At 63.0% G+C, this 26,344-nt stretch carries 20 protein-coding genes and 1 pseudogene; 10 read left to right on the top strand and 11 right to left on the bottom strand.

The window, feature by feature from the left end:
* Nucleotides 1–525 precede the first annotated feature (525 nt).
* Nucleotides 526–1,620, bottom strand: coding sequence for a redox-regulated ATPase YchF (gene ychF, locus CLV65_RS00640; protein ID WP_094691085.1), 1,095 nt, complete (start codon nt 1,618–1,620; stop codon nt 526–528).
* A 200-nt stretch (nt 1,621–1,820) separates the two neighbouring features.
* Between ychF and CLV65_RS00635 the strand changes: the two genes are divergently transcribed.
* Nucleotides 1,821–2,612, top strand: coding sequence for an SDR family NAD(P)-dependent oxidoreductase (locus CLV65_RS00635; RefSeq protein ID WP_094691086.1), 792 nt, complete (start codon nt 1,821–1,823; stop codon nt 2,610–2,612).
* A 125-nt stretch (nt 2,613–2,737) separates the two neighbouring features.
* Here CLV65_RS00635 and proC read toward each other — a convergent pair whose 3' ends face one another.
* The gene (gene proC, locus CLV65_RS00630; protein ID WP_094691087.1) at nt 2,738–3,565 is read right to left on the bottom strand and encodes a pyrroline-5-carboxylate reductase; all 828 of its coding nucleotides are present in this window, start codon (nt 3,563–3,565) and stop codon (nt 2,738–2,740) included.
* 126 nt (nt 3,566–3,691) lie between these two features.
* Nucleotides 3,692–5,053, bottom strand: a complete 1,362-nt coding sequence (locus tag CLV65_RS00625) for an alpha/beta fold hydrolase (RefSeq protein WP_094691089.1) — start codon at nt 5,051–5,053, stop codon at nt 3,692–3,694.
* Nucleotides 5,054–5,249: 196 nt separating this feature from the next.
* Here CLV65_RS00625 and CLV65_RS00620 point away from each other — a divergent pair, with 196 nt between their 5' ends.
* The 5 genes from CLV65_RS00620 (at nt 5,250) to CLV65_RS08835 (ending at nt 13,906) form a co-directional block, all read left to right on the top strand.
* Entirely contained in the window at nt 5,250–8,195 is a 2,946-nt protein-coding gene (locus CLV65_RS00620; protein WP_094691091.1) for a sensor histidine kinase, read from the top strand.
* A 307-nt stretch (nt 8,196–8,502) separates the two neighbouring features.
* Complete coding sequence (locus tag CLV65_RS00615; protein ID WP_094691235.1) at nt 8,503–9,351, top strand: response regulator; 849 nt, start codon at nt 8,503–8,505, stop codon at nt 9,349–9,351.
* 109 nt (nt 9,352–9,460) lie between these two features.
* The gene (locus tag CLV65_RS00610) at nt 9,461–9,907 is read left to right on the top strand and encodes a hypothetical protein (protein WP_094691092.1); all 447 of its coding nucleotides are present in this window, start codon (nt 9,461–9,463) and stop codon (nt 9,905–9,907) included.
* Between the two features lie 120 nt (nt 9,908–10,027).
* The gene (locus CLV65_RS00605) at nt 10,028–10,909 is read left to right on the top strand and encodes an ABC transporter ATP-binding protein (protein WP_244569130.1); all 882 of its coding nucleotides are present in this window, start codon (nt 10,028–10,030) and stop codon (nt 10,907–10,909) included.
* Nucleotides 10,910–11,011: 102 nt separating this feature from the next.
* Nucleotides 11,012–13,906, top strand: coding sequence for an FtsX-like permease family protein (locus CLV65_RS08835; protein WP_158216096.1), 2,895 nt, complete (start codon nt 11,012–11,014; stop codon nt 13,904–13,906).
* 274 nt (nt 13,907–14,180) lie between these two features.
* Here the strand turns inward: CLV65_RS08835 and CLV65_RS08655 are convergent, their stop codons facing one another.
* From CLV65_RS08655 to CLV65_RS00580, 4 genes are all read right to left on the bottom strand, one after another.
* Nucleotides 14,181–14,375 (bottom strand): hypothetical protein, encoded by a 195-nt coding sequence (locus CLV65_RS08655; RefSeq protein WP_157847175.1) that lies wholly within the window; start codon nt 14,373–14,375, stop codon nt 14,181–14,183.
* 66 nt (nt 14,376–14,441) lie between these two features.
* Nucleotides 14,442–14,771 (bottom strand): hypothetical protein, encoded by a 330-nt coding sequence (locus CLV65_RS00590; protein ID WP_094691098.1) that lies wholly within the window; start codon nt 14,769–14,771, stop codon nt 14,442–14,444.
* Nucleotides 14,772–14,907: 136 nt separating this feature from the next.
* Nucleotides 14,908–15,639: a hypothetical protein gene (locus CLV65_RS00585; RefSeq protein WP_094691099.1), complete on the bottom strand. Its 732-nt coding sequence runs from the start codon at nt 15,637–15,639 to the stop codon at nt 14,908–14,910.
* A complete protein-coding gene (locus CLV65_RS00580; protein ID WP_094691100.1) occupies nt 15,632–17,050 on the bottom strand; it encodes an AAA family ATPase in 1,419 nt (472 codons plus the stop codon). Before CLV65_RS00580 ends, CLV65_RS00585 begins: the two co-directional genes overlap by 8 nt.
* Before the next feature lie 463 nt (nt 17,051–17,513).
* Here CLV65_RS00580 and CLV65_RS08830 point away from each other — a divergent pair, with 463 nt between their 5' ends.
* Nucleotides 17,514–17,780, top strand: a complete 267-nt coding sequence (locus tag CLV65_RS08830; RefSeq protein WP_244569131.1) for a hypothetical protein — start codon at nt 17,514–17,516, stop codon at nt 17,778–17,780.
* Nucleotides 17,781–17,909: 129 nt separating this feature from the next.
* On the opposite strand, the gene CLV65_RS00570 is transcribed toward CLV65_RS08830, so the two are convergent.
* From CLV65_RS00570 to CLV65_RS00555, 4 genes and pseudogenes are all read right to left on the bottom strand, one after another.
* On the bottom strand, nt 17,910–18,719 hold the full coding sequence (locus tag CLV65_RS00570; RefSeq protein ID WP_094691101.1) for an energy-coupling factor transporter transmembrane component T family protein: 810 nt from the start codon (nt 18,717–18,719) through the stop codon (nt 17,910–17,912).
* 121 nt (nt 18,720–18,840) lie between these two features.
* Nucleotides 18,841–20,253, bottom strand: a pseudogene (locus tag CLV65_RS08825) (ABC transporter ATP-binding protein); the annotation flags it as partial.
* A gap of 144 nt (nt 20,254–20,397) precedes the next feature.
* Complete coding sequence (locus CLV65_RS00560; RefSeq protein ID WP_094691104.1) at nt 20,398–21,045, bottom strand: ECF transporter S component; 648 nt, start codon at nt 21,043–21,045, stop codon at nt 20,398–20,400.
* Between the two features lie 285 nt (nt 21,046–21,330).
* Entirely contained in the window at nt 21,331–22,647 is a 1,317-nt protein-coding gene (locus CLV65_RS00555) for an O-acetylhomoserine aminocarboxypropyltransferase/cysteine synthase family protein (RefSeq protein WP_094691105.1), read from the bottom strand.
* A 328-nt stretch (nt 22,648–22,975) separates the two neighbouring features.
* Here CLV65_RS00555 and CLV65_RS00550 point away from each other — a divergent pair, with 328 nt between their 5' ends.
* The 3 genes from CLV65_RS00550 (at nt 22,976) to CLV65_RS00540 (ending at nt 26,312) form a co-directional block, all read left to right on the top strand.
* Nucleotides 22,976–23,977 (top strand): bifunctional hydroxymethylpyrimidine kinase/phosphomethylpyrimidine kinase, encoded by a 1,002-nt coding sequence (locus CLV65_RS00550; protein WP_244569132.1) that lies wholly within the window; start codon nt 22,976–22,978, stop codon nt 23,975–23,977.
* Nucleotides 23,978–24,207: 230 nt separating this feature from the next.
* A complete protein-coding gene (locus CLV65_RS00545; protein ID WP_094691106.1) occupies nt 24,208–24,774 on the top strand; it encodes a YraN family protein in 567 nt (188 codons plus the stop codon).
* Nucleotides 24,774–26,312 (top strand): YifB family Mg chelatase-like AAA ATPase, encoded by a 1,539-nt coding sequence (locus CLV65_RS00540; RefSeq protein WP_094691108.1) that lies wholly within the window; start codon nt 24,774–24,776, stop codon nt 26,310–26,312. The genes CLV65_RS00545 and CLV65_RS00540 overlap by 1 nt, the downstream gene beginning before the upstream one ends.
* The last annotated feature ends 32 nt before the right edge of the window (nt 26,313–26,344 follow it).

Below are 26,344 nucleotides of genomic sequence, written 5' to 3'. Positions count from 1 at the left end.
ATGTGACAGCCGCCGCTCGCACATAACCGCGCGAATCACCACCTGCCCCACAATGTGCCAGCCATCACTGGCACATAACCGCCAAAACCACCATCCAGAACACCACCCACCTATACAAAACCGCTACGTGCCAGCCGCCACTCGCACATAACCACCCAGCCGGCACTCCCAAACGACAACAACCGCAGAAAACAGCCATTCCCATGACACCACCTGCAGCCAAGCGCCTCATCTACCCCGCTATGTGCCAGCTGTCACTCACACATAACCGCGTGAACCACCACCCGCCCCACAATGTGCCAGCCGACGCTCACACATAGCCAATCAGTCAACGCCCCAAGTCAACAACCGCCACGTACGTGACCGCAACAGCCTTTTCGCGCGCATTGAAAAACGGCGCGATTGCAACGTTCCGGGCTTGGAATCGTTGTAATCGCGCCGTTCTAGCAGCATGCAGCAGTGCGCGCCGTAGCATCAGCACGAGCCGTCGCAACAGCGCATGCCGCCGTCGCAGCGTGCCGGCGGCTACTTGCTCACGTTGAACTTGAACTCGACGATGTCGCCATCCTGCATCACGTAGTCGCGGCCTTCCTGACGCAGCTTGCCTTCCTCCTTGATTTCGTTGAGGGATCCGTTCGCCGCCACGAAATCGTCATACGAGACGATGTCGGCCTTGATGAAGCCCTTCTCGAAGTCAGAGTGGATGACGCCCGCGGCCTGCGGCGCGGTCCAACCCTTGTGAATCTGCCAAGCGCGCACTTCCTTGACGCCAGCGGTGAGGAACGTCTGCAGGCCGAGGATGTCGAAGCCCACGCGCGCCAGCTGATCGAGGCCGGATTCCTTGAGGCCGGCGTCGGCGAGCATTTCACGGGCATCGTCCTCGTCGAGCTCGGTGAGGTCGGATTCGAACTGCGCATTGAGGAACACAGCAGGCGCCGGTGCGACGCTTGCGGCGAGCTTGGACTTAAGCTCGTCGTTCTGCAGCTCGTTGTCATCCACGTTGAACACATAGATGAACGGCTTGGCGGTCATCAGATGCAGGTCGTAGATGTCATCCTTGTTGATCTTGCCCGCGGATGCGGCATGGTCGATGGTCTCGCCATCCTCGAGAATCTTCTGGGCCTTCTTGACCGCGTCCATGTAGGCGGGCTCGATCTTGCGACCGCGCAGGTCCTTCTCCAGCTTGGGCAGCGCGTTTTCGATCGTCTGCAGATCTGCGAGAATCAGCTCGGTGTTGATGGTTTCGATGTCATCAGCGGGATCGACCTTGCCGTTGACGTGCACGATGTCGTCGTCTTCAAACGCGCGCACGACTTCGCAAATGGCGTCCGCCTCGCGGATGTTGGCGAGGAACTTGTTGCCCAGGCCTTCGCCTTCGGAAGCGCCCTTGACGATGCCGGCGATGTCAACGAACGTGACGGTTGCGGGCACGATCTTCTCTGTGTGCACGAGCTTGGCAAGCACGGGAAGGCGCTTGTCAGGCAGCGGCACGATGCCGGTGTTGGGTTCGATGGTGGCGAACGGATAGTTCTCCGCCAGCACATTGTTGCGGGTCAGTGCGTTGAACATGGTGGACTTGCCGACGTTCGGCAGACCGACGATTCCGATAGTAAGAGACATGACTCCCAGTCTAGAGCCGCGATTGACAATCCGCACCAGATAGAACATACAGGAGGCAGACGCGCCCCTCATGCACCGTCGAACCCTACCACCACCGTCGCACCACCACCGTCGCATCACCCCGCCATGCCTGCGTCACGCGACACAGCGCAACAGCGGCATAATAGTAAAAAGCGTTTCGAACTCAGAGAGGAGTTCTCATGGGATACGCATTGGTAACCGGAGCGACCAGCGGAATCGGCAAGGAATTCACGCAAATCTTGGCGCAGCACGGCAAAGACGTGATACTGGTGGCGCGCAAAGAAAACGCCTTGAAAACCTTGGCGACACAATTGCACCAGCAATACGGAGTGCACGCCGTGGCGGTGGCGATCGACCTGACGGACGAGGATGCCGCCGGCGAACTGTTTTCGCTGACGCAGGACGCCGGCTATTTCGTCGACACTCTTGTCAACAACGCAGGCTTTGGCGATCTCACGGGCTTCTTGGACTCCAACTGGCATCGCAGCCGAGACCTGATGGAGCTCAACATGATCACGCTCACCCACCTCACCTACTTGTATGGACGCGAGATGCGCGAGCATCATTTCGGACGGATCCTCAACGTGTCGTCGGTGGCGGCGGCATTCGCCGGCCCCAACATGGCGCTGTATTACGCGTCGAAGGCATTCGTGCTCAGCTTCACCGAGGCCGTCGCCGACGAGGTGCGCGGCACGGGGCTGACGGTCACCGCATTGTGCCCGGGCCCCACAGGCACGGCGTTCGGCGCGAACGCACACATGAGCGGGCGCAACTTCTTCACGATGGCGCCCCCGATGAGCCCCAAGGCCGTGGCGCAACGCGGCTATCGCGCAATGATGACCGGTCGCACCGCCGTGTATGCCGGTCCCATTACCAAGGCAGGGTTCTTTGCCGCGCGCATCCTGCCGCGCCGTGTCACCCACGCCATCTGCCGCTGGGCGAACGGCACGCCAGGGCGCCCCACCTTCTAAAGCATCTCCAAAGCCCTTGGCGAGTTCTGACCCGTCAAAAGCGTTCTGGGCTGTTAGAGGCGTTTGCCTTTCTAACAGCCCAGTCTTTCCAAGCCTTAATCACCCAAGCCTTAATCACCCAAGCCTTAATCACCCATGACCGCATCGACGGCGCTCATGACGTCGCCGCGGAAGCCGCGCAGTTCAAGGGCTTCAACGCCTTTGATCGTGGCGCCGCCAGGAGAGCACACGGTGTCTTTCATCGCAGCGGGAATCTGCCCTGTCTCAATCTGCAGGGCGCCGGTGCCCTCCACCATCGCGGAGACCAGACGGTAGGCGGCGACACGCGGGATGCCATGCTTGACGGCCGCATCGGAGAGAGCTTCGATGAACATCGCCGCGTACGCCGGCGCGCAGCTGGTGACGGTTCCCGCCTGATACAGCGTCGTGGTGTCGAGGGATTCGACGAGCGCGATGGGGTCGAACAGGCTGTGGAAGTCCTTGACCTGCGCATCGGTGAGGCTGTGAGTGTTTTCGGCGACCACGACGCCCTTGCCGGCGGCAATGGGGGTATTGGGCACGATGGACAGGTGGTGCGTGCCGGTTGCGAGCACCCTCTCATAGTGTTCGAAGTCCCAGCCCCACACGATGGAGATGACGGCGGTTTCCGCCGCTGCGAGCGCTTGACGGATCGGTTCGACGACCTTGGCGATGACGTTGGGCTTGACGGCGAGGATCACGATGTCGCAATCGCCCACGACTTGGGCGGCGCTGGTTGCAGCCTTTGCCCCCAATGCCTCCGTGGCGGCGGCGAGACGCGTGGAGTCGATGTCGAACGCGCTGATGCGGGAGCCGTTCACTCCCCCGTGGCGCACCATGCCGGTGGCGATGCCCTGCGCCATCGCACCGAAACCGATGAAGCCGATGGTCGGGGCTTCTCCGGTGACCGCCGCTGTATTCTTCTCCACTGCCATGATGTCTCCTTTGATTCCTTTGATTTACCTGATTTACTCGACTCGAGTTGCCGGGTCGATGCACGTCCGGCTTTGCAGCCTTGCGATGCTGCCATCGCTGCCATGCTCCGGATGCCGCACTCTGCGTCAGATTCCCGCGAGGTCGCCGCGGTCCATTGCCTCATTATAAAGGTGACGGAACACCTGGGATCCGTGCACGCCGTCATGCTCGAACTCATTGGTGACCCACGCATGCGACGCGCCGATATGCTCAAGGGTGGCGCGCGATAGGTCGAACGGCACGTACATGTCGTCGGCATACACGGCGGCCTGCAGTGGCGTTTCGTTCGCCGCGAGCCGCTGCACATCGTAGATTTTGCCCCAACGGGTGTCGTGCATGAGGAGTTCCTCGGCGGCGGCGAAGGGCTTGAGCGATGCATCCTGTTCGAACATCTGCGGCAGCGCCGCCTCGCCGATCAAGCACAGTGGGCGTGCGTCCTGCGCCATCTGCGGGTCGGCTTCGATGGCGCGCGATGCAGCCCAGCGCGCTGGCGCACATTCGCCGTCATCACCGCCGTCCTGGTAGATGAATTCCTGCAGCGTCCAATACAGCGGGCGGGAGTAGGACTGGGTAGATTCGAAAACATCCATGAGGAACGCATCGCTGAGCGGTCCGCCTACCGCCGCGCCATTCATCGCCGCGGATTGCGGCACGCTTCCGTCACCTGCGGCGAACGCTTCATCGAACATCCAGTGCAGTCGCTCGGGGCATGGCTTCATTCCCAGTCCCGCGCCCAGCATCTGCAGGCGACGCACGGTGAGCGGGCTCCCGTCAGGCAACGTCACGCCACCGGCCGCCACCACATCCGCCACCGCGCCCACGCGATGAGCATCCTGCGGGTAGCGTTCGTAATACCGCCGCGTCTTGAGCTTCATCATCGGCAGCGTATGCGCATAAGTGACGTCCGGGCTCGCCGGCACGGCCGGGATGCCGCCGGTCGTGAACGCCGCGGCGATTGCCCCGGGGAACAGCGACAGATAGCTGAGCGTAAGGAACCCGCCGTAACTTTGCCCCAGCGACACCCAGCGCCGCGAATCAAAACACGTGGTGCGCAGGTGTTCGAAATCCCGGATTATCGAATCGGCAAGAAAGTGATGCAGATAGTCGGCGAGCTCGCGCGGCTGCATGGATGCGGCGAGGGCGGCGGTGACCCGGCTGGAACGCCCGGTACCACGCTGATCAGGCAGCACGATGCGGAAATGCCGAAGCGCCTCGGCAATCCACCCATCGGAATCTGGCGTGAGCGGGCGCGGCCCCGGTCCGCCCGGTCCCCCTTGCAAGAACACGAGGAGCGGCAGGTCGGCGTGTTCGTTGCCAGGCGCGCACAGCACCCGGTAGAACAGGTCCAGCTGCCGCCCATCATCAGGGTGGTTCCAATCCAAAGGCACGCGGATCGAATGGTCCTCCGTGTACATTCCGGGCAGATAATATCGCGCCAGCAGCGTCATGCCATCCTCCTTTGCCAGCCTGCGTCGGCCGTCCGCCAACCGTTTGCCCAGGCGTCGCCATCGTCTGTCTTGACAATACCGCGCGATGGCAACGCCGCCGCACCGCGCCTGTAGGGGCATGAACACATAACCGAAAGTCGGACAGCACACACGGCCGTGAATCCGCACGAATCAGACCACAGAACGATGGCAGGTCATGCGCCGCCGGCGTATCGTGGTGCGCGACGACACGAAGCAAGGGGGACTCATGGACCACACCCAGCACACCGGGGCCGAGCCTTCCGCCATGCACACAACCGCATACCGTCACCCCAAGTCCCGCCACCCGCTGCCTGACTCATGGCATGCGGCATTCCCGGCCATGCCACGCGACATGACATGGCCGATGCTTGCCTTCGATGTGATTGCCCCGTTGGCGTTCCTGTGGATGTTCCTTGGAGGCACGGCGCTGCCGTGGAATCCGCTGTTGGGTGAGCTGGACGGCCCCCTGCCCCGCATCGTGTGGTCGATGCTGCTGATCATGCCGTGTCTGATGCGGCGCCTGGCGCCGGATGAGGCGGCGTGGTCCTTTGCCGTTATCGCGGCGCTGCAATTGGCATTCGGACCGCCGCTGCTGGGAGTCGATGTGCTTGCCGCCCCGATGCTGTTCACCGCCATCGTGTATGGTTCGCGTTCAAAGACACGCGATTTCATCACCGTCGCAGTGGTGATGGCGTGCGTCGCCACGGTGTTTTACGGCTATGGCACCACCGCAACGAACATGGTGGTCACCGCGCAACTGTCTGGCGAACAAGTGCCCGTGCCATCCCCGGCGTTGGTCTGGATGCATGAGCGCAGCTCCTTCCTGTCGGCGTGCATGGAATGGGGCGTTTTCATCGGCGCGTGCATCACCGCGGCGGCGACCATGGGACTGTGGCGGCGCACGACACGCGAATCCGTGATGCTGTTGCGCGAACACAACCAGATTTTGGAGCGCACACAACACGAGGCGCAGCATGAGGCGGCGATCCGGGAACGGGCGCGCATTGCACGCGACATGCATGACGTGGTGGCGCACACGCTGTCCACGATCATTGTGCAGGCGGATGCGGGACGTTATGCGGGGGCACAGGACCTTGCACTGGCTCGGCGCACGATGGAGACCATTCAGCGCGAGACCACGCACGCTCAGCATGACATGGACCAGCTGCTCGGCGTGCTTGACGTGCCGGGCGGCTCACAGCAGCGGCAGGACGTTGGTTACGACCGGATTCCCCAGCTCATTTCACAAGCATGCCTGGAGCCGAACACCCTTGCGGTGACCCACGCCGTGCAAGGAAATCCCAATCCCTCGCGCCTGAGCACGAATGGATCAATCTGCGCATTCCGCGTCGTGCAAGAAGCATTGACGAACGCGCGCAAGTATGCGGCAGGACCTTTGGTCACACCACAGCCCAGCCCGATGCAGTCCGGCAACACCATCAACCCCGCAAATTCCACCGACCCCGCCCCTACAAATTCCGCAAATTCCACTAGACCCACCAGCCTTGCCATTCCCACCGGCTCATCATCCACCGACGCTCCTGCGCCAATGCATGTGCCCGTGCATGTGCTGGTGGAAGAATCCTGGGATGCATTGCCCGGCAGTCATCCCGGTGACGGAGACACGACGGATACCGTCGGCCTTCATCTGACAATCATCGACGACGGCGTGGGGGCGGATTCCGGCCTGGACGGGCACAAGCCGGGATTCGGCCTCATGGGCATGCGCGAAAGGGTGAACGCCGCCGGCGGCTCGCTGTCCGCAGGACCGCGCAGCGCATTGGAGCAGCCTGACACGGCTGGATTCCGCGTCGAAGCATTCATTCCCTACGAAACGCCTGGCCCCCGCCATTCCGAACCGGACGACACCGCCGATTACGCGACTGGGAGCGCACGCGCCTTAAGCGAACCGACTGACACAGCGGGCATCAACGCCAGCACAAGCGCGGACGCCACCGGCGACGCCGGCGTTTGTGAGACTGGTCTCCGCACGGCTTCTGCACGCGCGGCTGGCAAAGCCATCCGGCGAAAGCGCCACAAGCCATCCATCATCGAACGGGCGGCACGCTGGACGATGCACCACACACTGGCCGTCGACACACTGGAGACGATTCCTGTGATATTGATCAAACTGGCGGCCATCACCAGTTCAGTCGAGACCACATGGTCCTCCGATGGATCGACGCACATCAGAATACGGCTGTGGGGAATGCCCAGCAGCCTCTCCGTTACCGCACTGGCCATCATCCTGGCCATCCTGCCATGCCTGCCGCTGTGTGTGCGACGCACGAAACCGGATCTGTCGTGCATGCTCGTGTTCGCCGCATGCATGCTTGAGCTCACGTTCATCAGCGGCGAGCCTCTTGTGGATATCCTCCCCGTAAGCCTGGCGCTGTATTCCGGTGCCCTGTACGGCACGGCCACGCGCACAAAGCGCCTCGTGGCGTGCAGCGCAATCGGCAGCCTGTGGCTGGGCGTGAACCTGTGGGTGGCGTCGATTGCCGAGACAGCCGATGGCATCGAGACCATCCACACGCCGGTCTCGCCATTCGGCTTGCTCACCGGTGCCCCGATCGCCTTGGCATCGGACGATGTATGGCGCGGCCAGGCGCTCGTCTGCCTGATTTGTGTGATTGTGAGCTTCCTCGCATGTCTCACGTTCATCTTCGCCGGGTCGCATGAGCGTGGCAACGCCGACAACTACATGCTGCTCAAGGCGCGGCAGGAAGCGCTCACCCGTGAACGGGAAGCGCAGGAGCAAGCCGCCGCAGCCGAGGAGCGCACCCGGATATCAGCCAGCATCCAGCAAGAGGTATCGGGCACGCTCGCTCACATCGCCGTCATGGCACGCGAGGGGCGCGCCGGTTTCGACAGCAATCCCACACCGCAGCAAATCAGCGAATCCTTCCATGCCATCGCCTCGGAGGGCAGACGCGCGCTACGCCGCATGCGTGAGCTTCTGGGCGTGCTGAGGGGCACCAGCGGCCAGACCGAGCAAATGGCGGAAGCGGCCGATACCGCCACACTGCCCCAGCGGGAGCTTCGCCCCGCGGCGCCACTGCCCGAGCAATTGCATGAATCCGGCCTGGATCAATCAAACCAAGACCAGTCCCATCAGTGACCTGTGCCCCGCCCCTGACCTGCCGGCGCTCCGTCCGCGACCGGTCACTGACCAGTCCGCAATCTGCCAATGACCCGCCCGCGACTTATCAGAAGCCAGAAATTCGCCAACGACCCGCCGGCACTCAATTCCGCGTTGCCGCGCAATGACTTGTTTACAATGGTGACGGGCGCCACACAGCGGCGCCATGCAGCGGCAGCGCGCCGCGGCACCGCTGCATGCTGGGAGGCGCACTCGCGTGCCAGAGCCTGCATAGCCCGAAGGAGCATGGATGGAGAGGACGACGACAGACAGTCCGACAACGCACATGGCGGACGCCACGGACACCCGGCCGATACGCGTGCGACCCATACGTGTGCTTGTAGCGGACGACCAGGCGCTGGTGTGCAGCGGCTTTGCATCGATCATCAACACCCAAGCCGACATGCAGGCAGTGGGCACAGCGGCCACCGGCAAGGAAGCGGTGGAACTCGCGGCGACGCTCAGACCCGACGTGATCTTGATGGACGTGCGCATGCCCGTCATGGATGGCATCGAGGCGACGCGGCGCATCTGCAGCGCGGAAACCGACAGCCCCTCCCCTCACTCGTCCCCTCACTCGTCCCCTCGAGTGATAATCCTCACAACATTCGATCTGGACGAGTATGTGATGTCGGCCATTCTCGCTGGCGCCAGCGGCTTTCTGCTCAAAGACACGGAACCCGAATCGCTGCTGAGCTCGATACGCACCGTCCACGAAGGCAATGCCATCATTGCCCCGACCGCAACAAAGCGGCTGCTTGAACATATGGTCGCCAATTCCCACACCCCCGCTACCCCGACGCTGGATGCCGGGCGGCAACACATCCCAAGCGCCGTCCCCACTGCCGTCCCCACAGGCACCCCAGCAATCACCCCAGCAGTCACCCCAGCTGCCGAAAGGCAACCCGCGCAGGCGGCGGACGGCTACCATGACGCCGAGCTGGACTCGCTCACCGCCCGCGAGCGCGAGATCCTCATTGAAATCGCCCATGGGTTGTCGAACCAAGAGATCGCTGCGAAACTGTTTATCAGCATGCCCACCGTCAAGACGCATGTCACGCACATCCTGCAAAAGACGCACGCGCATGACCGTGTGCAGGCCGCGGTGTTCGCATACGAGAACCACCTGGTGTGAAGCCGCCTCGCGCAGATTCGGCCATGCAGAGTCGGCCGCGTCAGGGCGTGGCGATGGGACGCACCACGCCGTGCACGATGGATGGGAATGCTTGGAGAAAGGGACAGCCATGAAACTGTATATTCGCGATGAAGACCGTTACGGAATAGACATCAAGAAGTGGGCGTGGGAGCACGAAGCCTACATGAAGCAGCATGAGGATGACCCCGACCCGGAGGCGCTGCTGCGCTGGCACATGGCGAAGACCCGCGAACTGCAGCATGAGCGTCTGGTGCATTTTCTCGTCACGTTCCTCACGGTGCTGGCGGTGATGTTCGATTTCGCCCTCGTGCTGTTCCTCCCCTCCGCCACCGGCGCCGCCATCGCCGCCATCGTGCTCATAGGACTGCTCATACTGCTCGCCTGCTACATGTATCACTACTTCGTGCTTGAAAACACCGTGCAGCATTGGTACCGCATCGCCGACCGCCTGCACGACCGCGTCGTCGCGCAACAGCAGCGCGAACAGGCACCCGCCTCATACCCCGACACCACCGCAATTCATACCGAGGAATGATGGGATTCCCCTCCCGCATCGCATACATTCAATAATGCAAGTAAACGATGCACGGCTGTATCGAACCGCGATGCAGCGAACCGCATCTGACGCGCCTACAGCGCTGCAAGGGAGGAAGAAATGACGAATACGACCGCACCGGCGACCGCACCGGCACAGGGAATTCAAACACCAGGAATGCAACCACAGGGAATCGGAGTGCCTGCGCCGCAAACGGCGCCAACCGCGGCGCCCTATCCGGACATCGCCGTGCAGGCCATCGATCTGGTGAAGGATTATGGCGAGGGCGACAATGCGGTGCACGCGCTGCGCCATGTGAACGTGGCGTTCGAACGCGGCAAGTTCACCGCGATCATGGGCCCGTCCGGCTCCGGCAAATCCACCCTCATGCACGCGCTCTCCGGCCTGGACACCGTGACGAGCGGCCACGTGCTGTTCGGCGGTCAGGACATCACGCAGTTCAACGACAAGGAACTCACGCTGCTGCGCCGCACCAACATCGGGTTCGTGTTCCAAAGCTTCAACCTGCTGCCGATGTTCACCGCGGAGCAAAACATCCTCATGCCGCTCACTCTCGCCGGCAAGAAGCCTGACACGCAGTGGCTGCAGACGCTGACCACGCAACTGGGCATCGCCGACCGCCTGCAGCACCGTCCGTCCGAACTGTCGGGCGGCCAGCAGCAGCGTGTCGCCATCGCCCGCGCTTTCATCGCCCATCCGCGCGTCGTGTTCGCCGATGAACCGACCGGCGCCCTCGACACCATCAGCTCCGCCGAAGTGATGGGGATGCTGCGTCGTTTCGTCAAGGAGATGGGACAGACGGTGATCATGGTCACGCATGACGCGGCGGCGGCATCCTACGCCGACCGCGCGCTGGTGTTCGCTGACGGCCGCATCGTGGCTGACGTGGCGAACCCCACGGAGGAAGGCATGACGGAGCTCGTCATGCGACAGCGCCAGCAGGCCACCGCCGTCCTAGGGAATACTGCGGTCGCGGACTGACCATCCCCATTGCACCGGGCGCTGCGCCCACCATTCTTCATTGTCGATTCTTTTTCAATTCGTAAGGACTTCACCACCATGTGGCCAATAACACGAGGCTTGATGAAGCGAAGCCGCCGCACGCTCGTGCCGGCAGGCATCGCCATCGCCATCGGCTCTCTTTTCATCTGCGCAACGCTGCTGCTGGGCAACGTGCTCGATTCAACATCCACGAAGAATTTCACCGCCCGCTTCGGCGGCGCCGGGTACTCTGTCTCGCTCAACAACCCTGACGATGCCATGAACGTCGGCAACGACGGTTCTCTCGAGCACACGCTCAAGAACACGGGCATGGACCAGGTCTCCCAAGTGCAGGGCGTGGACGACACCCGTTATTCCCTCGAACAGTATGTGCATGTTGTTTCCGCGAACAACACACGGTCGCTGACTGTATTCGAGGTAAGCGCACACCATTCGATCATGCCCGTCGAGCTCACGCAAGGGGCATGGCCGGGCAAAGCCGGCGAAGCGGCGATTGACGAAGACGCCGCGAAATCACTGGACGTGTCCACGGGCGACACGCTCACGATAGACAGCGACTTCGATTATTCGAATACCGAATCTTCCAAGTCTTCCGAATCTTCCGATCCGAGCGCCATCACGATCACCGTCACCGGCATCACCCATGACACGGACGACCAGTATTCGCTCTCCGGCGGTTCACTCGTCGTGACCCCCGACGACATGCTGGCGCTGTACAAGCAGCAGAACGTCGGCGACGACCCTGCCGCAGACCAATTCACCCACAGCGACCTGCCGGCATCGACCATCTACTATTCGGTCGCCAAGGGCGCCGATGCCTCGAAGGTGCGCGACGACGTGAGCTCCAAGCTCACCGGCGCCAAGGTTCAGAGCCGTTCCGAAGCCGCCGATGAAAGGCTGCGTGAGATGAACGGCGGCGGCATCAACCCGATCACCGCTGCCATCCTCGCCTTCGGCGTGCTCGCGATGTTCGTGGCGGCACTGGTGATCGCCAACACGTTCCGCGTGCTCGTCACGCAGCGTCGCCGCACCCTCGCCCTGCTGCGCACCATCGGCGCCAGCAAATCGCAGGTCCACCGTTCGGTGCTCACCGAAGGCACGCTGCTCGGCCTGGAGTACTCGGCCATCGGCACCGCCCTCTCCTGCCTCGTGGTGTGGATCCTTGACCTTGCGAATGTCAAGATCGCCGGCTCGCCAGTGGAATTCATCCCCTCGGCAAGCTCCATCCTCGTGCCCATCGTGTTCGCCACGCTCATCACACTGCTCGCATCCACCGGCGCCGCACGCGCCGCCACGATGGTGAGCCCGATGGAAGCATTGCGCCCCATCGACGCGACGGAGAAGCGCTCTGTCAAGGCCGGGCGCGCAGTGTTCTCCGTGCTGCTGCTGGCAGCAGGCATCGGTCTGGCCGCGAAGGCCATCACGCAGGCGAATCATTACGCTCAGTCGCCGTCCGACCTTGCCGCCGCATCATCGAGCGCACAGGTGACGCCGCTGATCTGCGCCATCCTTGGCGCCATGCTCTCGTTCATCGGCCTGGCGTTGTCGTCGCAGGTGTGGGTGCCATGGGTGCTCGCCGGCCTAGGCAAGCTCGTGTCGCTCATCGGCGGCGCCTCCGGCACGGTCGCCGCTGCAAACATCCGCAAGAATCCGCGCCGTGTGGCCGCGACCAGCACAGCGCTGCTCATCGGCGTCACGCTGGTCGCGACCGTCGCCACCGGCGCCTCCTGCGCCACCGCCACCGTCAACAAGATGCTCGATTCCCATTACACGGTGGATGCCTCCGTTACGACCACCGACCAATCGGATTCCGCACTCTCCACGCTCAAGGCGGTCGACGGCGTGAAGAACGCGACGCGCATACCGATGTATGCCGTGCAAGGCTTGAAGAATTCCGATGGACTCGCACAGTTCTACGGCACCGCGTACGTCGTGCCTGACTCCGCGATCGGCGTCGAAGTGGCGGACGTGTTCGGCACGAAGACGCTCAAGGACGGCACGATCTATGTGTCGAACACCTATACGAACTATCTGTCGTCCTCCACTGCCTCATTGACGGACGGTCAGCAGATCGACCTGACGTTCAAGGCGGCACCGGCGGAGAACTTCTACCTGGGTGTCTACGAGGGGACCGCCGCGTGGGGATCGTCGAGCGCTGCGCAGGAACCTGAGGAATCGGAGGAATCGCCGTCACAGGATGGCTCCGAAACCGAAAGCTCCGATTCCACGGACTCCGATTCCGCCAGCTCCGAAACGCACGACAACAGCATGAACGCCGCGGATGGGCTTGCCCTCGACGATTACGCTTCCCTGCCCTCCGCAGACAAGACGCTCACCGTGCAACTGACCGACTTTGCCATCACGTCATCCGCGGGCGTGCCCATGGTCATGTCTCAGTCCACCGCCAAGAGCCTGGGGCTTGACTCCAAGGCATCGGAAATCTGGCTGGACCTTGACACGGACCAGCCGGCCAGCGATCTCGTCGACAACTTGACGAAGGCAGCGGACGCCCTTCCCCAAGCCCAGCTGGACGGCTCGTTCATCATGCGCACGCTGTTCAACAGGGTGATCAACATCGCGATGTTCACGCTCTTCGCGCTGCTGAGCGCCGCGCTGCTCATCGCGCTCGTCGGCGTGGCGAACACGCTGTCGCTGTCCGTCATCGAACGCCAACGCGAATCCGCCACGCTTCGCGCCATCGGCATGACCGCCGGCCAGCTGCGCGCCTCGCTCGCATGGGAGGCTGTGCTGATTTCCATCGGCGCAGGCATCGTGGGCATCATCGTTGGCGCGTTCTACGGCTGGCTGGGATCCATCACCCTGTTTGTGGGAACCGATGTGGTCGCCGCCCCGAACTGGTCCGTTTACCTGGGCGTGCTGCTGCTCTCGCTCGTCGCCGCCCTGCTGGCAAGCATCGCCCCGGCACGTCGCGCCATCAAGGTGCCGCCCGTCGAGGCACTGACCGAAGCCGACTGACAAACAGCACCGCCGCCCTCGCGGGCGGCAGCTGGCAGACAGCCGACACAGGCAGCCGCCACAGGCCGGCCCTGCGCATTCCCGATACGGTGCGCTCCCGATGGAGCGCATCTCGGTGCAGTGCGCGGGGCCGGCCCTCTTTGTTATGTAATTCGCATTATCGGCTAACTATTCGGAATCTTAGAAACGGCTTAATTCCAACGGTCTTCATTTCGCACAGGTAACTGTGGATGCCTCTGGGGGGCCGTTGTGGCTACGCATTTGGCTACGCATTTCACATGACGGGAGACCAACAATGGCAATGAATGGCGGCGATTGGTGGCTCGCCGCCCGCAGATTCCGGGGCTTGTTGCTGGATGTATTCGGTGAAGCTCTTCCAGAGATCCGACGCGTAGGTAATGACATTGAACGCGATGAAAGTATTCGCGGCCGCGCGTGATATTGTTTCTTGCACATCTGGCAAGGCCATCAGGATTCCCAGGAACGGCAGTACCACAAGGGGTAGATGAGGAACTTGACACCGACCTCCTTGGCTTTACGGCTCTTCCCCTCCAAGTAGACGCCTTTTTACACGCTCCATACATCCTTGCGGCACTGCCTTGTTATCCTTCTTGCCGGCTTCCCTCTGCGAGATATACACCATGAGTGCCAAAGTGAAGAAGGACATCACAATACCTATCTTCCAGAATCCCCGCACCATTCCAGCATCTTTATCTGTATCGCAACAAATCAACAAGAGCAGGTACAAGACCATGTAAGAAAAAATAGATGGCCATCGGCCAACGGCACTCAGGATTGCGGGAGCACCATCCCATCCATATTTCAGCACAACCAAGTACAATAATAGCGTCCCAAAAGCCGGCATCCAGTTTGCCTTCGCTGAGAGTTGTTGCGAGAAAGCTCGCGTCCAGAATGAGGGAAGAAGCGATGCTCTCCCCCACGAATCGATCATTCACACAGTACCGGTATTATCAACTGAGACACCCGAAGATATTCTGGTGTCACACACCCCATTCCAGGCCGAACTCCTGCGGCAGCAGCCCGATGTTGGACCCCCGTGCCAGCGAGTTGGTTCCCTGTTGCGCCCATTGCCATGACGCGGCGTAATCATGCAGCCCGTGGAGCACCGGCTCCGAGGTGACCAGGTCCTTGAACCATGCCGGATCGTCGTCCGCCTGTTCGGTCAGGTGCAGCGAGAGGTCCCGTTTGTCCTCGGGTTTCAGGTCCCCCGTCTCGCCGTGCATGGCGTGTTCGAGGTTGCGTGAGTTGTAGAACAGTCGGTAGGGGACTTGCCGTCCGCCCGTGAGCTTGATCGATGTCTGTCTGCACAGTGCTTCCATGTTGTTTCTCTTGTGCCTGTTGCGTTCGACGATGGATTCCGGGTGGTCTGTTTCGATGCGGTCCGCCAGGTATGCCAGGCCATCGCCTTCGGTGACGTGGCTGTCGGGGATGTACGCGCCGTCGAGGTCGGTGAGCTGGGCCACGGCGATGATGTCACGCACCGCGAACTCATGCATCCTCGCGGTTTCATCCCGGATGAGGGTCCTGATCCTGCCCAGGATGGCCTTCACGGACATGTACCGCACGTCGGCGCCGATGCGGACTTTTTCGACGGTGATGTCCCCGTGCTCGGGGACGCCTTGGAAGCGCGGGGACAGGCATTCGTCGAACGCGTCGGCGATGCACTGGTCGTTCTCTCCCTCGGTCAGGAGGATGAAGACACGGTTACTCATCGCGGCCTCCCGCCACCCGTCCCGCGCGGGACAGCGCCACGGCAACGTGCGCGGTCTTGACCTTCTGCGCGAGCCTGGTGTTTTCCGCGTCGAGGCTGACCGAGCGGATGTACATGTCCCGCAGGTTGTTGCCCGCCCGCACGTTGGCGAACTGAACGAACCGGTTGTCCGGGTCGGCGGTCGAGAACACAATCGATTTGTGGTCGAGCACTTCGAGAACCCTGAGGTTGTGCGCAGTGAACACCAGTTGCCCGCGGCCCCGCTGGGCGAGGACCCTGAGGATGTCGCCGAGCAGCACCTCGAAGATGCCGGAGTCGATCTCGTCGATGGCGATGCACGTGTCCGTCTCGTTGAACATGCGCACCAGCAGGGACAAGATGCCCACGATTCGCCGGATGCCTTCGGATTCCGCCCAGAACGGGATCCGTACCCCGCCCCTTGACGAGTACAGGAACACGCGGGCGCCCGCCTCGCCGGCCTCGTCGACGTCCTCCTTCATCTCGCATTCCAGCTTAAGGCCGGGAATGACGACCGGGAGCACGAGGTTCGCCTGTTCCACCATCTGTTCGATCTCCCTGCGGATCGCGGCCGGCACGAAGCAGGGGCGCCCGATGTCGAGGATGTCGAACCGTCCGCCATGTATGAACGGCGTGTATCCGAAGCACACACTGGCGCCCTGCCGCGTGGTGACGACGCGGATGCCGTTGTCGGCGAACCGTGCGAGCCGTCTGATGACGTCCAGCAGCGGGTCGAGGGTCCTGTCCAGCGCCGTCCGGCGTGCGGCAGGCAGCGCGTCCTGCGCGTGCAGCCGGCCCGAGATGCGTGTGAACTGCGTGGAGAACTCCTTGGAGAACAGGAGGCTGCGGTTCTGACTGTATGCCAGGGCGGCCTCCTGGCGCAGGAGGTCGTCGGCATGCTGGAGGGCGGTGAGCGAGTTCCACGCGCCCGTGGGCGATACGGTGGGAGTCAGCAGGCCGGTCTCCTCGTCCCGCGCCATCCTGTAGTCCACGAGAATCCGCCGCCGGTCGCCGTCCGGTCTCACCGCGAGCGTCTCGCGCACCACGTGCAGGCCTGTGCCGCATGCTTCGAGGACCACGGTGTACACCGCCAGGGTGTCGTCCACCTGGATTTCCGCGTGCAGCGAGGCGTACGAGCCCGCGCCGCCGGCACGGTTCACGAGGATGCCCGCCCGCTCGCCTTTCAGCCCCTCGCCGACCATGAGCAGCCGGAGCACCTGTATGGCTTCGATGACGCTGGTTTTACCCGAACCGTTCTGCCCGTAGATGCCGGTGACGCTGCTGACTTCGTCGGCCGTGCGTCCGTCGCCGTTTCTGTCGGGCTTGTACAGGTCGATCGCCCCGTGGCGGATGTTCTTGACCCCGTCGAGCTCTATTCTGGTCAACCGTATCATGATGCTTCCTATCAGGGAACCATAAAATTCCGCTATTCCGTAAACCTTTTACAGATTTAGCAAATATTCTAAACGTTTCGACTGACATTGCACTGTAATGTCGGCGTGCCGGGGCGGGTTCGCCCGTCACCACAGTGTGACGGGCGCGCTCGACGCGGACGGGACAGCGATCGCGGCGGGGTCCAGGACGGGCATGCCCGCCGCGGTCCCGCCCATGGCTTCCAATCCGGCGCAGGGCTCCTCCCGCGTCCACGGCCGCCCGCCAGACGCCGCGTGCGTACCTGCGTATCCAAGCCCTGTGCCTCGCCCTCGTCGTGGAGGACACCTTGGTCAGTGAGGACATGAAATGCTCCGTCGGGATATGGAACTCAACCGCGTAACCTGTCATGCCCTTGGCTGTCCGGCCGCTTTCCGCGCCATGCCTTAGATGAACAAGGAAAAATGACGAAAGGTTGGCAAGCATATGTCGAAGGAGCTGGAGACCGTGGCGCTGTGGCGCGACGGGGGCGGCGGACTGTGGGTGGGGCGGAGCGGGCCGGAACGCCCGTGGAACTGGCTGACGGGGACGGACGCCTCACCGGACAACCTGCTGCTGGGCGGGAGCCGGAAGGCCGAGGGATCGTTCGTGAAAATCGACCCCGACGACGTGCGCCCGTCCGCTGACCTGCCCGACCGCGACCCACGGCAAGGGCAATGCAAACCGAGGCCGTGGGTCACTCCATCCCCATAGCCAATTGTCATATATGGGTTTGGCTACCTTCGACAGGCTTCGGTTCAAACCGCTGACTAACATGGCTTCAAACCGTTGAAATAAAGCCATTCTTGAAGACCAGCCGAATCACTGTCGCACAGCATACATTTACGCCAGCAACATCACTGCAATCGCCGCGGCGGTGCCACCGGCAGTGATGGCAAGCAGCAGCCAGTCGCCAGCGTTCATTCGCACCGTCACGTGGTAAGTGCGCCTGACGCCAGGCATTCCCAATCCGCGTGTCTCCATCGCCCACCCCACGTTGCGGCTCATCGTGTAAGCGCGTATGAGCACGGCGATGATGACCGGCATGTACGAGCGGAACCTGGCGACCATGCGGGCGAGCGGCCCTCGCCTTTTGCCGCCGGCACCGCCATCGCCGCCGATGTCAAGGCCCCGCGCCCTCTGGGCGTCCATCACGCTGCCGAAAATCGAGAAAAACACCGGGATGTAACGCAGTGCAGTCGACAACGTGAGCCCGGCTTTGTAAGGCACGCCGATCGAGACAAGACCCCGCACGAACATTGGCTGGCTGGTGGTGAACAGCGTGAGAAAGCAGGCGAATCCCAATGCCGGGACGCGCAGCCCCATCACGACCGCCCTGAGCAGGTTCTCTTGCGTGAGGCGAAGGAACCCCGCATGCCAGATTTCATTCGCGCCGCTGGGATCGGTGATTGGTGAGAGCACGACAATGAGCACGATGACCGGCGCGAACACCTTCCACGCCCATGTCACGCTACGTCGCGGCACGCCATCCGTGGCAAGCATCACATGCTCCGCAACGAGCGCCGCCGCAATCAGCCACCAATGCCGCCACACCAGGCACAGCACGAGCACCGCGAGGCTGAGCGCCATCTTGGCGCGCGGATCGCGCCGATGCAACCATCCGTCGCCCGGCACATACAGGTCCGAATCCATCAGGCGGTCTCCTTTCCCTGTCGGCCCGTGGATTCCGTGGATTCCGTGGCCCCTGTGGGTCCTGTGAATCCTGCGGATCCCGTGACCTTCGAGCAGCCGGCGCAGCGACAGCGCCCCACTGCGTCACATGGCCACGCTCCATGCGCAGCAGATGCGTGCAATGCCGCGCGATGGCCCGCATGTCATGGCTGATCATGATGACCGTCACCCCACGAGAATTCGCCTCGTCGACAAGGTGCAGAAAACGTTCCGACAGGTTTGCGTCAAGGCATGCGGTGGGCTCATCGAGCACCAGCACCGGCGTGCGCATCGCCAGCACGGAAGCGAAAGCCACCGCGCGGCGCGCACCGTAATCCAGCGTCGCGGGCGGAGCGGCGGCGACGTCGCGCAACGACAAGGCTTCGAGCAGGGAATCCACCCGCTCCCCCACCTCGTGTGCAGGCACGCCAAGGACACGCGGTCCGTAGCCGATTTCGTCGCGCACGGTGGAGCAGAAAATCTGATGATCGGGGTTTTGAAACACGAATCCCACATGGCGCGCCATGCCACCCACGCTGTGTGAAGAGACGTCCGTTCCGTCCACCCGCACCGTGCCGCTCTGCGGGCGTAGCAACCCATCGAAGTGACGCACCAGTGTCGTCTTGCCCGAGCCATTGCGCCCCACAAGCCCCACGAACGCCCCGCGGGGAATCGCCAGGGTCACGTCGTCGAGCGCAGGCGCCGCCCCTTTGAGCGCATTGGGATACCGATACGTCACATGATCGGCGGTGATGATGGCATCGTCCGGGCGCATCGCAGACTGCTCCAACTCTATGCGCGGATTCGCTCCGATGGGCTGCGCCACGCCGGCGTGGGCAAGCGGGACGCGCATCGTATCGAAAATCTCCATGCCACCGCTTGTCTGCACCTGACCGTGGTCGAGGAACACCACGCGGTCGGCGCGCCCCAGAAAGCATTCGGTGTGCTGCTCCGCCATGACGATGGTCATCGGTGTGCCGCGCTGCGCCGACCGACGCCGAATGGAATCGAGCGCTTCCATGACCTCGCGCCGCCCATCCGGGTCGAGCGCGGCAGTCGGCTCGTCCAGCACCAGCACATCCGGATGGCTGACGAGAGCCGCGGCGATGGCGACTCGCTGCATCTGCCCTCCGGAAAGCTGCGACGGCTGACGGTTGCGAAAGGCCTTCATGCCGACCGCGTCAAGCGCCTCGTCTATGAGACTGTCCATCGTCGCAGGATCGACGCCGCGGCTTTCAAGCGGGAAGGCGATCTCATCCTCCACGCTGGCGCAAAACAATTGCGATTCCGGATCCTGCTGCACGTAGCCGACGTGTCGTGACAGCTCGGGCACGCTGCATCCGCGGGTGTCCTGCCCCATCACCGTCACGGTGCCGCTCATGCGTCCCTCCGCGAGCGCGGGAACGATGCCGGTCAGTGCCATGCACATGGTGGATTTTCCCGCTCCGGTGGCGCCAACGATCCCCACGAATTCGCCGGACGCGATGCGCAGGTCAACGCCACGCAGGGCCTGCACCGGCGCCTGCCCCTCACGCGAGGGGTCGTAGCGCCAGCCCAGGCCCTGTGTTTCGATGACGATGCGTGGCAATTGTGTCACTGAGCATCCTCCATCACTGGGCAGCCTCTGTCATTGGGTATCTTCCGTCACTGAAACAACCCGTCACTTGGTACTGTCAGCCGCTTCATCGGCCGCAGCGTTCACACCGAGGTTGCCCAGCCGCACCAGCGGCGGATACGCCTTGCGCACCGCGGAGAACAACGCAATGCCAATCACGATGCCGACGCCTGCCTGCGCAAGGTTGCCCGGCACATCCACCAGCGATGCGGAAAGTCCGGAAAGCACAATTCCGGCAAGGAAGTAGCCGAGCACTTTCCACACGCCCGCCACGACGGAACCGACGATCATGGTCACCGGCTTGAACCGGCGCACCGACAGTCCCACGATGATCGCCTGGATGCCGTCGATGAGAAGCGTGAAAATCGCCCACTGCGGGTAGCCCGAAATCAGGTCGGAAAGCGCCGGACCCAAGCCGCCGATGATGCCGCCAATCCACGGGCCGAACGCATATGACGAGAAGTAGATCATCGTATCCGACAAGTTGAGGTAGCCGCGTGACAGCGTGGGGATTTTCACAAGCATCGTGCACACGGTCGTTACAGCCGTCATGATGGCGATGAGCGGAATGAGGCTCGCCGTGGGCTTGGAACCCCATGCGCCGCGAGCGCCGCGCGCTCCTGAGCCCTTGCCGGCCTGCTCGGAATCCTTGCCGGCCTGTTCGTCGTTTACAGCATTGGCATTGTTCGCCATGTGTTCCTCCTCGTGTCAAACACAAGCAATAGCAATATATATCCCTGCCGATATTTCGTCCCTGTTATGTTCCGCCGCCGTGACCTTGCGCTGCCGCGCGTTTCATGCTCCGCGACTGCCTGAGCGTACGCCGGGCACACGTCGGGCACGCCGGGTACACGCAGGGCACACGCAGGGCACACGCAGGGCACAGAAAAACCGCCAAGCCCAGCATAGGCTTGGCGGCAAAACAGGAGACATCGCTATGGCGATTTATAAGTAATGAATCGGCAGTGCGTCCGGCTCTTACTTAGCGAGTCCGGATTCGCGCAGGGCCTTGAATCCACCCTCGAGGTCCTCGATGATGTCATCGATGTTCTCGAGGCCGATGGACAGGCGGATCGTGCCCTGGTGGATGCCCTGGTCCTCCAGCTCCTCCGGGGATTCCTGGGAGTGTGTGGTGGAAGCCGGGTGCACGACGAGGGACTTGGCGTCACCGACGTTCGCCAGCAGCGAGAACAGGTGCAGGTTGTTGATGAACACGCGTGCCGCGTCCTTGCCGCCCTTGATGTCGAAGGTGAAGATGGAGCCGCCGCCGTTCGGGAAGTACTTGGCATACAGGTCGTGGTCCGGGCGTCCCGGAACAGCCGGGTGGCTGACGGACTCGACTTCCGGCACGGTCTGCAGGTATTCGACGACCTTGAGGGCGTTCTGCACGTGGCGCTCGACGCGCAGGGAGAGCGTCTCGGTGCCCTGCAGCAGCAGGAAGGCTGCGAACGGGGACAGTGTGGCACCGGTGTCGCGCAGCAGGATGGCGCGTGCGCGGGTGACGAATGCCACGGGGCCGAGGGCCTCATAGAAGTTGAGGTTGTGGTAGGACGGATCCGGCTCGGTCAGGGTCGGGAACTTGCCCGGCACCGCTGCCCAGTCGAACTTGCCGCCTTCCACGATCACGCCGCCGAGGGTGGTGCCGTGACCGCCGATGAACTTGGTGGCGGATTCGATCACGACGTCCGCGCCGTGCTCCAGCGGGCGGAACAGGTACGGGGTTGCGAAGGTGTTGTCGACGAACAGCGGCAGGTTGTGCTTGTGGGCGATTTCGGCGACGGCCTCGATGTCGGCCAGGTCAGCGTTCGGATTGCCGAAGGTCTCGATGTAGAGCAGCTTCGTGTTGTCCTGGATGGCGTCCTCGAAGTTCTTCGGATCGGACGGCTCGACGAAGGTCGTGTTCACGCCGTCGCGGGGAAGGGTGTGGCGCAGCAGGTTGAACGTGCCGCCGTAGATGTGCTTGGAAGCGACGATGTGGTCACCGGTCTGGGTGATGTTGCGCACTGCGTATTCGACTGCGGCGGCGCCCGATGCAACCGCCAGGCCTGCGGTGCCACCTTCGAGGGCGGCGATGCGGTCCTCGAACACACCCTCGGTCGTGTTGGTCAGGCGGCCGTAGATGTTGCCCGGATCCTGGAGGCCGAAGCGGGCCTCGGCGTGGTCAAAGTCATGGAAGACGTAGCTGGTGGTGGCGTAGATCGGGACCGCGCGGGAATCGGTCGCGGGGTCCGCCTGCTCCTGTCCGACATGCAGCTGCAGGGTCTCGAAACGGTAGTGGTTGTTCTTTTCTGCCATGGTGGCGCTCCTTGCGCTCCTTGCGGAGCCTCGTTGTTTTCCATCTGACGCCCGGTGCGTGTTGCCTTGGTGTGCACCGCGCTTCCGTGCTTGTTGATTTGAACAATATGACGGCTGCACGCTCGACACAACGGGGTTGCTATACCCAATGCTTATGACCTGCCATAACTGCAAAAATCGTTGCAAATGCAAGGGAAAAAACACCGTTCCATTCTGCTTGCCGCCGTGCGAGACCGACGTCGGGGATGGCAGCGGATAACTTGTATGTCTTGCATGCCCTTGCCCGCACGCTTTGGATTATTGGCTTGGATATTGGATTTAGGAAGACATGATGCCCTCTCATTTCGCTGCTGCCTCTGCTGCTGTTCCTTCTGCTGCCTCTGACACCTCCGCTGCCGCTATCAGCACCGATTCCGCTCAATCCGCCCGCTATGCAGGCCCCGCCGGTCACCCCGTCGCGACGGAGGGCGTGCTGTACGAACGCACACCCGGATACATCCCGCGTGTCGCGGCGGTGCATGACATGTGCGGTTACGGAAAGTGCTCCCTCACAGCCGCGATTCCGATTCTGTCGGCAGCCGGATGCGACGTGTGCCCGGTACCCACCGGCCTGTTTTCCGCGCACACGCATTACCAGACGTTCACGTTCGAAGACACGACAGACATGCTCACCGGGTATCTGGACGCCTGGCAGGCCGAGGGCGTGGAACTGGACGCCGTGTATTCCGGATTCCTCGGCAATGCCCGCCAAGTGCAGATAATCCAGCGCATCTGGCGCGACTACCCCACCGCCCTGCGCATCGTGGACCCGGTGATGGGAGACGGCGGCGTGCTGTATGCGACCTATGACGACGCGCTGTGCGCGGCGATGGGCGAGCTGGCGGACGGCGCGCAGGTGCTCACTCCGAACCTCACCGAGGCTGCAATCCTCACCAGCACCCCCTACCATGGCCAGGATCTGGCGGACGGGCAGGTGCATGAGCTGATTGAGGCGCTGCTGGCGCTGGGCGCGCAATCCGTGGTGCTCAAGGGCATAGACCGAGGTGACGGGGCGTTGCGCAACTTCGTGGCGAATGCGCATGATGGCGCCGGCAACGCCATGCAGATCGCACATGAGAAGCTGCCTTTCATGGCGCACGGCACGGGAGATGCGTTCGCGTCGTCGCTGTGCGGAGCAATCATGGCCGGCCGCACGCTTTCCCAAGCGGCGCAGATTGCAGGACGCTTCGTGCATGATGCGATGGTGGACACCCAGCGCCAGCCTCACCACGACGAGCGTGGCGTGAACTTCGAGCTCGAACTGCACGAGATGACCGCGCTGCTGGGCTGACGCGGCACTGGGCTGACGCGGCACTGGGCTGACGCGGCACTGGGCTGCATGTGGCGCCGGACTGTGCGTGCACGTGACGCAGCAGCAGTTGTCCACAGGACGTGAAGTTGTCCACATCCTGCCGCGACGTTCATCCACAGACGTCCCCGCAGGATGTTTTTTGCCTCAAGACGGTCCACATTTGCCAAAATGGGTGGGGTGGCGAGCGCCGCGATGCTTGACTTGGCGCCATGACATCTTCCCCAGCACACAGCACCGCAACATCCAGCATCGCATTATCCAGTGTCACGGCACCCAATGCCGCAACACACAGCGCCACGGCACCCGGCATCGCAGTATCCAATGCCACGGCACCTGACACTGCCGCTTGCAATGAGCCCGATGACATCTCGGCGCGCCTGGCGCGCACCCTCAACGCTTCCGGGCTCGCCTCCCATGCCTTGGGGCAGGTGGGCGAGGACTTCGCCTGCCATGAGCTCACCAAACGGGGCTGGCGCATACTCGACCGCAACTGGAGGTCGCGCTACGGCGAACTCGACATCGTGGCGCTTGACACCGACGACGTGCTGGTGTTCGTCGAGGTGAAGACGCGCCGCGGCCATGCGCATGGCACGCCGCAGGAAGCCGTGACGTTGCACAAGCAGATCGCCATGCGGCGCACTTCCTGCCTGTGGATGCGCGAGCGCAAGCCCGGCATGCGCCGCCTGCGCTATGACGTGGTCGCCATCGACGTGCGCCTTCAGGACCGGGACACGTCACGCTTGCCCGTCATCACTCACGTGGAAGGGGCGCTGTGATGCGCATTGGCTCCGCATTGTCCATCGGCTTGCTCGGACTCAAGGCGTTCACCATCCAAGTGCAGGCGTTCATATCCCCCGGGCTGCCGTATTTCTCCATCATCGGTCTGCCGGACACCTCGCTGAGCGAAGCGCGGGAACGGGTCAAATCCGCGTGCACGGCGTGCGGCTTCACGTGGCCGGACACTCGTGTGACGGTGAATCTCTCCCCCGCATCGCTGCCCAAGCGTGGCTCTCTTCACGACCTTGCCATCGCCGCCGCGGTGTTGGAGGCGGCGCATGCGATAGACCCGGATGCGACCGTCAACACCTTGGCGTTGGGAGAACTCAATCTTGACGGCACGGTGCTGCCGGTCAACGGCGTGCTGCCGATCCTCATGCATGCGCAGGCGCAGGGCATCCGTCGCGCGTTCGTGCCATGCGCGAACGTGGATGAGGCCAAGCTCGTGGACGGCGTCGACGTGATAGGCGTGCGGCATCTGGGCGAGTTCATGGAACTGTGCGGCGGCACGGCAACATGGAGCATGAACGAACAGGTGCTGGCGGAAGGCACAGGCGCGTCGCAGGACGCGACCGCCCCGCAGTCGCCGACGCTTGACATGAACCAAGTCATCGGCCAGGAGGAAACGAAATGGGCGTTGGAGGTCGCTGCAGCCGGAGGCCACCATGTGCTCATGATCGGGCCTCCCGGTGCCGGCAAGACAATGCTCGCTTCGCGGCTTCCCAGCATCCTGCCTCAGCTGAGCGACAGCGAACAGCTTGAGGTCGCCCAGATTCGTTCGCTGTGCGGCACACTGGGGGCATACGGGATCACGCCGGTGCCGCCGTTCGAGGCTCCGCATCACACGGCGTCGGTGGCGTCGCTTGCAGGCGGCGGATCGGGAATCGCCATGCCGGGAGCCATCACCCGCTCCCATGACGGCGTGCTGTTTCTTGACGAGGCACCGGAATTCTCTCCACGGGCGCTGCAATCATTGCGCGAACCGTTGGAGACGGGACTGGTGTCGCTGTCACGCGCCCGCGGCACCACACTGTATCCGGCGCGCTTCCAACTAGTGATGGCGGCGAACCCCTGCCCGTGCGGGCATGGCTGGGGACGGGCCACCAACTGCACATGCCGGCCGCAGGAACGCATGAGGTACTGGAATCGACTGTCCGGACCCATTCTCGACCGCATCGACATACAGGTGGACGTGCCTCCCATCACTTCCATGGCGAGCGCCGCCGGCCGGCCATCGGAATCCAGCGCTGTCATACGCACCAGAGTGGAGGCGGCGCGAGGTGCGGCACGCGAAAGGTTCGCACACCAAGGCTGGGGCTGCAATGCGGCGGCGAGCGGCGAATGGCTGCGCGACAACACGCCGCGGCAGGCACGGAAAGCCGTGGACAAGGCGTTGGAGGGCGAACTGCTGTCGCTGCGAGGCGCGGACCGCGCGCTCCGACTGGCATGGACGCTTGCCGACCTTGGCGGCAGGACAGTGCCTGATTCCGACGACACCGCGGCGGGAATCATGCTGCGCACGCGGCTTCGACAATGACCGCCCGCAGGCCTCTGCTGACCTCGATCATT

It is taken from the genome of Pseudoscardovia suis (assembly GCF_002797875.1).
Lineage (GTDB): Bacteria > Actinomycetota > Actinomycetes > Actinomycetales > Bifidobacteriaceae > Pseudoscardovia > Pseudoscardovia suis.
Note: the sequence above shows the minus strand (reverse complement) of the source record. Positions and strands in the feature narration are given on the sequence as shown.

Bases quoted from the DNA above. Each gene is read 5' to 3' on its own strand.
- CLV65_RS00620 (WP_094691091.1), top strand. From the start codon at position 5,250: ATGCGCCGCCGGCGTATCGTGGTGCGCGACGACACGAAGCAAGGGGGA.
- CLV65_RS00540 (WP_094691108.1), top strand. From the start codon at position 24,774: ATGCGCATTGGCTCCGCATTGTCCATCGGCTTGCTCGGACTCAAGGCG.
- CLV65_RS00560 (WP_094691104.1), bottom strand. From the start codon at position 21,045: ATGGCGAACAATGCCAATGCTGTAAACGACGAACAGGCCGGCAAGGAT.
- CLV65_RS00570 (WP_094691101.1), bottom strand. From the start codon at position 18,719: ATGGATTCGGACCTGTATGTGCCGGGCGACGGATGGTTGCATCGGCGC.
- CLV65_RS00585 (WP_094691099.1), bottom strand. From the start codon at position 15,639: ATGAGTAACCGTGTCTTCATCCTCCTGACCGAGGGAGAGAACGACCAG.
- CLV65_RS00590 (WP_094691098.1), bottom strand. From the start codon at position 14,771: ATGCCGGCTTTTGGGACGCTATTATTGTACTTGGTTGTGCTGAAATAT.
- CLV65_RS00545 (WP_094691106.1), top strand. From the start codon at position 24,208: ATGACATCTTCCCCAGCACACAGCACCGCAACATCCAGCATCGCATTA.
- CLV65_RS00605 (WP_244569130.1), top strand. From the start codon at position 10,028: ATGACGAATACGACCGCACCGGCGACCGCACCGGCACAGGGAATTCAA.
- CLV65_RS00615 (WP_094691235.1), top strand. From the start codon at position 8,503: ATGGCGGACGCCACGGACACCCGGCCGATACGCGTGCGACCCATACGT.
- CLV65_RS00555 (WP_094691105.1), bottom strand. From the start codon at position 22,647: ATGGCAGAAAAGAACAACCACTACCGTTTCGAGACCCTGCAGCTGCAT.
- ychF (WP_094691085.1), bottom strand. From the start codon at position 1,620: ATGTCTCTTACTATCGGAATCGTCGGTCTGCCGAACGTCGGCAAGTCC.
- CLV65_RS00635 (WP_094691086.1), top strand. From the start codon at position 1,821: ATGGGATACGCATTGGTAACCGGAGCGACCAGCGGAATCGGCAAGGAA.
- CLV65_RS00550 (WP_244569132.1), top strand. From the start codon at position 22,976: ATGATGCCCTCTCATTTCGCTGCTGCCTCTGCTGCTGTTCCTTCTGCT.
- CLV65_RS08655 (WP_157847175.1), bottom strand. From the start codon at position 14,375: ATGGCCTTGCCAGATGTGCAAGAAACAATATCACGCGCGGCCGCGAAT.
- CLV65_RS00610 (WP_094691092.1), top strand. From the start codon at position 9,461: ATGAAACTGTATATTCGCGATGAAGACCGTTACGGAATAGACATCAAG.
- proC (WP_094691087.1), bottom strand. From the start codon at position 3,565: ATGGCAGTGGAGAAGAATACAGCGGCGGTCACCGGAGAAGCCCCGACC.
- CLV65_RS08835 (WP_158216096.1), top strand. From the start codon at position 11,012: ATGAAGCGAAGCCGCCGCACGCTCGTGCCGGCAGGCATCGCCATCGCC.
- CLV65_RS00625 (WP_094691089.1), bottom strand. From the start codon at position 5,053: ATGACGCTGCTGGCGCGATATTATCTGCCCGGAATGTACACGGAGGAC.
- CLV65_RS00580 (WP_094691100.1), bottom strand. From the start codon at position 17,050: ATGATACGGTTGACCAGAATAGAGCTCGACGGGGTCAAGAACATCCGC.
- CLV65_RS08830 (WP_244569131.1), top strand. From the start codon at position 17,514: ATGTCGAAGGAGCTGGAGACCGTGGCGCTGTGGCGCGACGGGGGCGGC.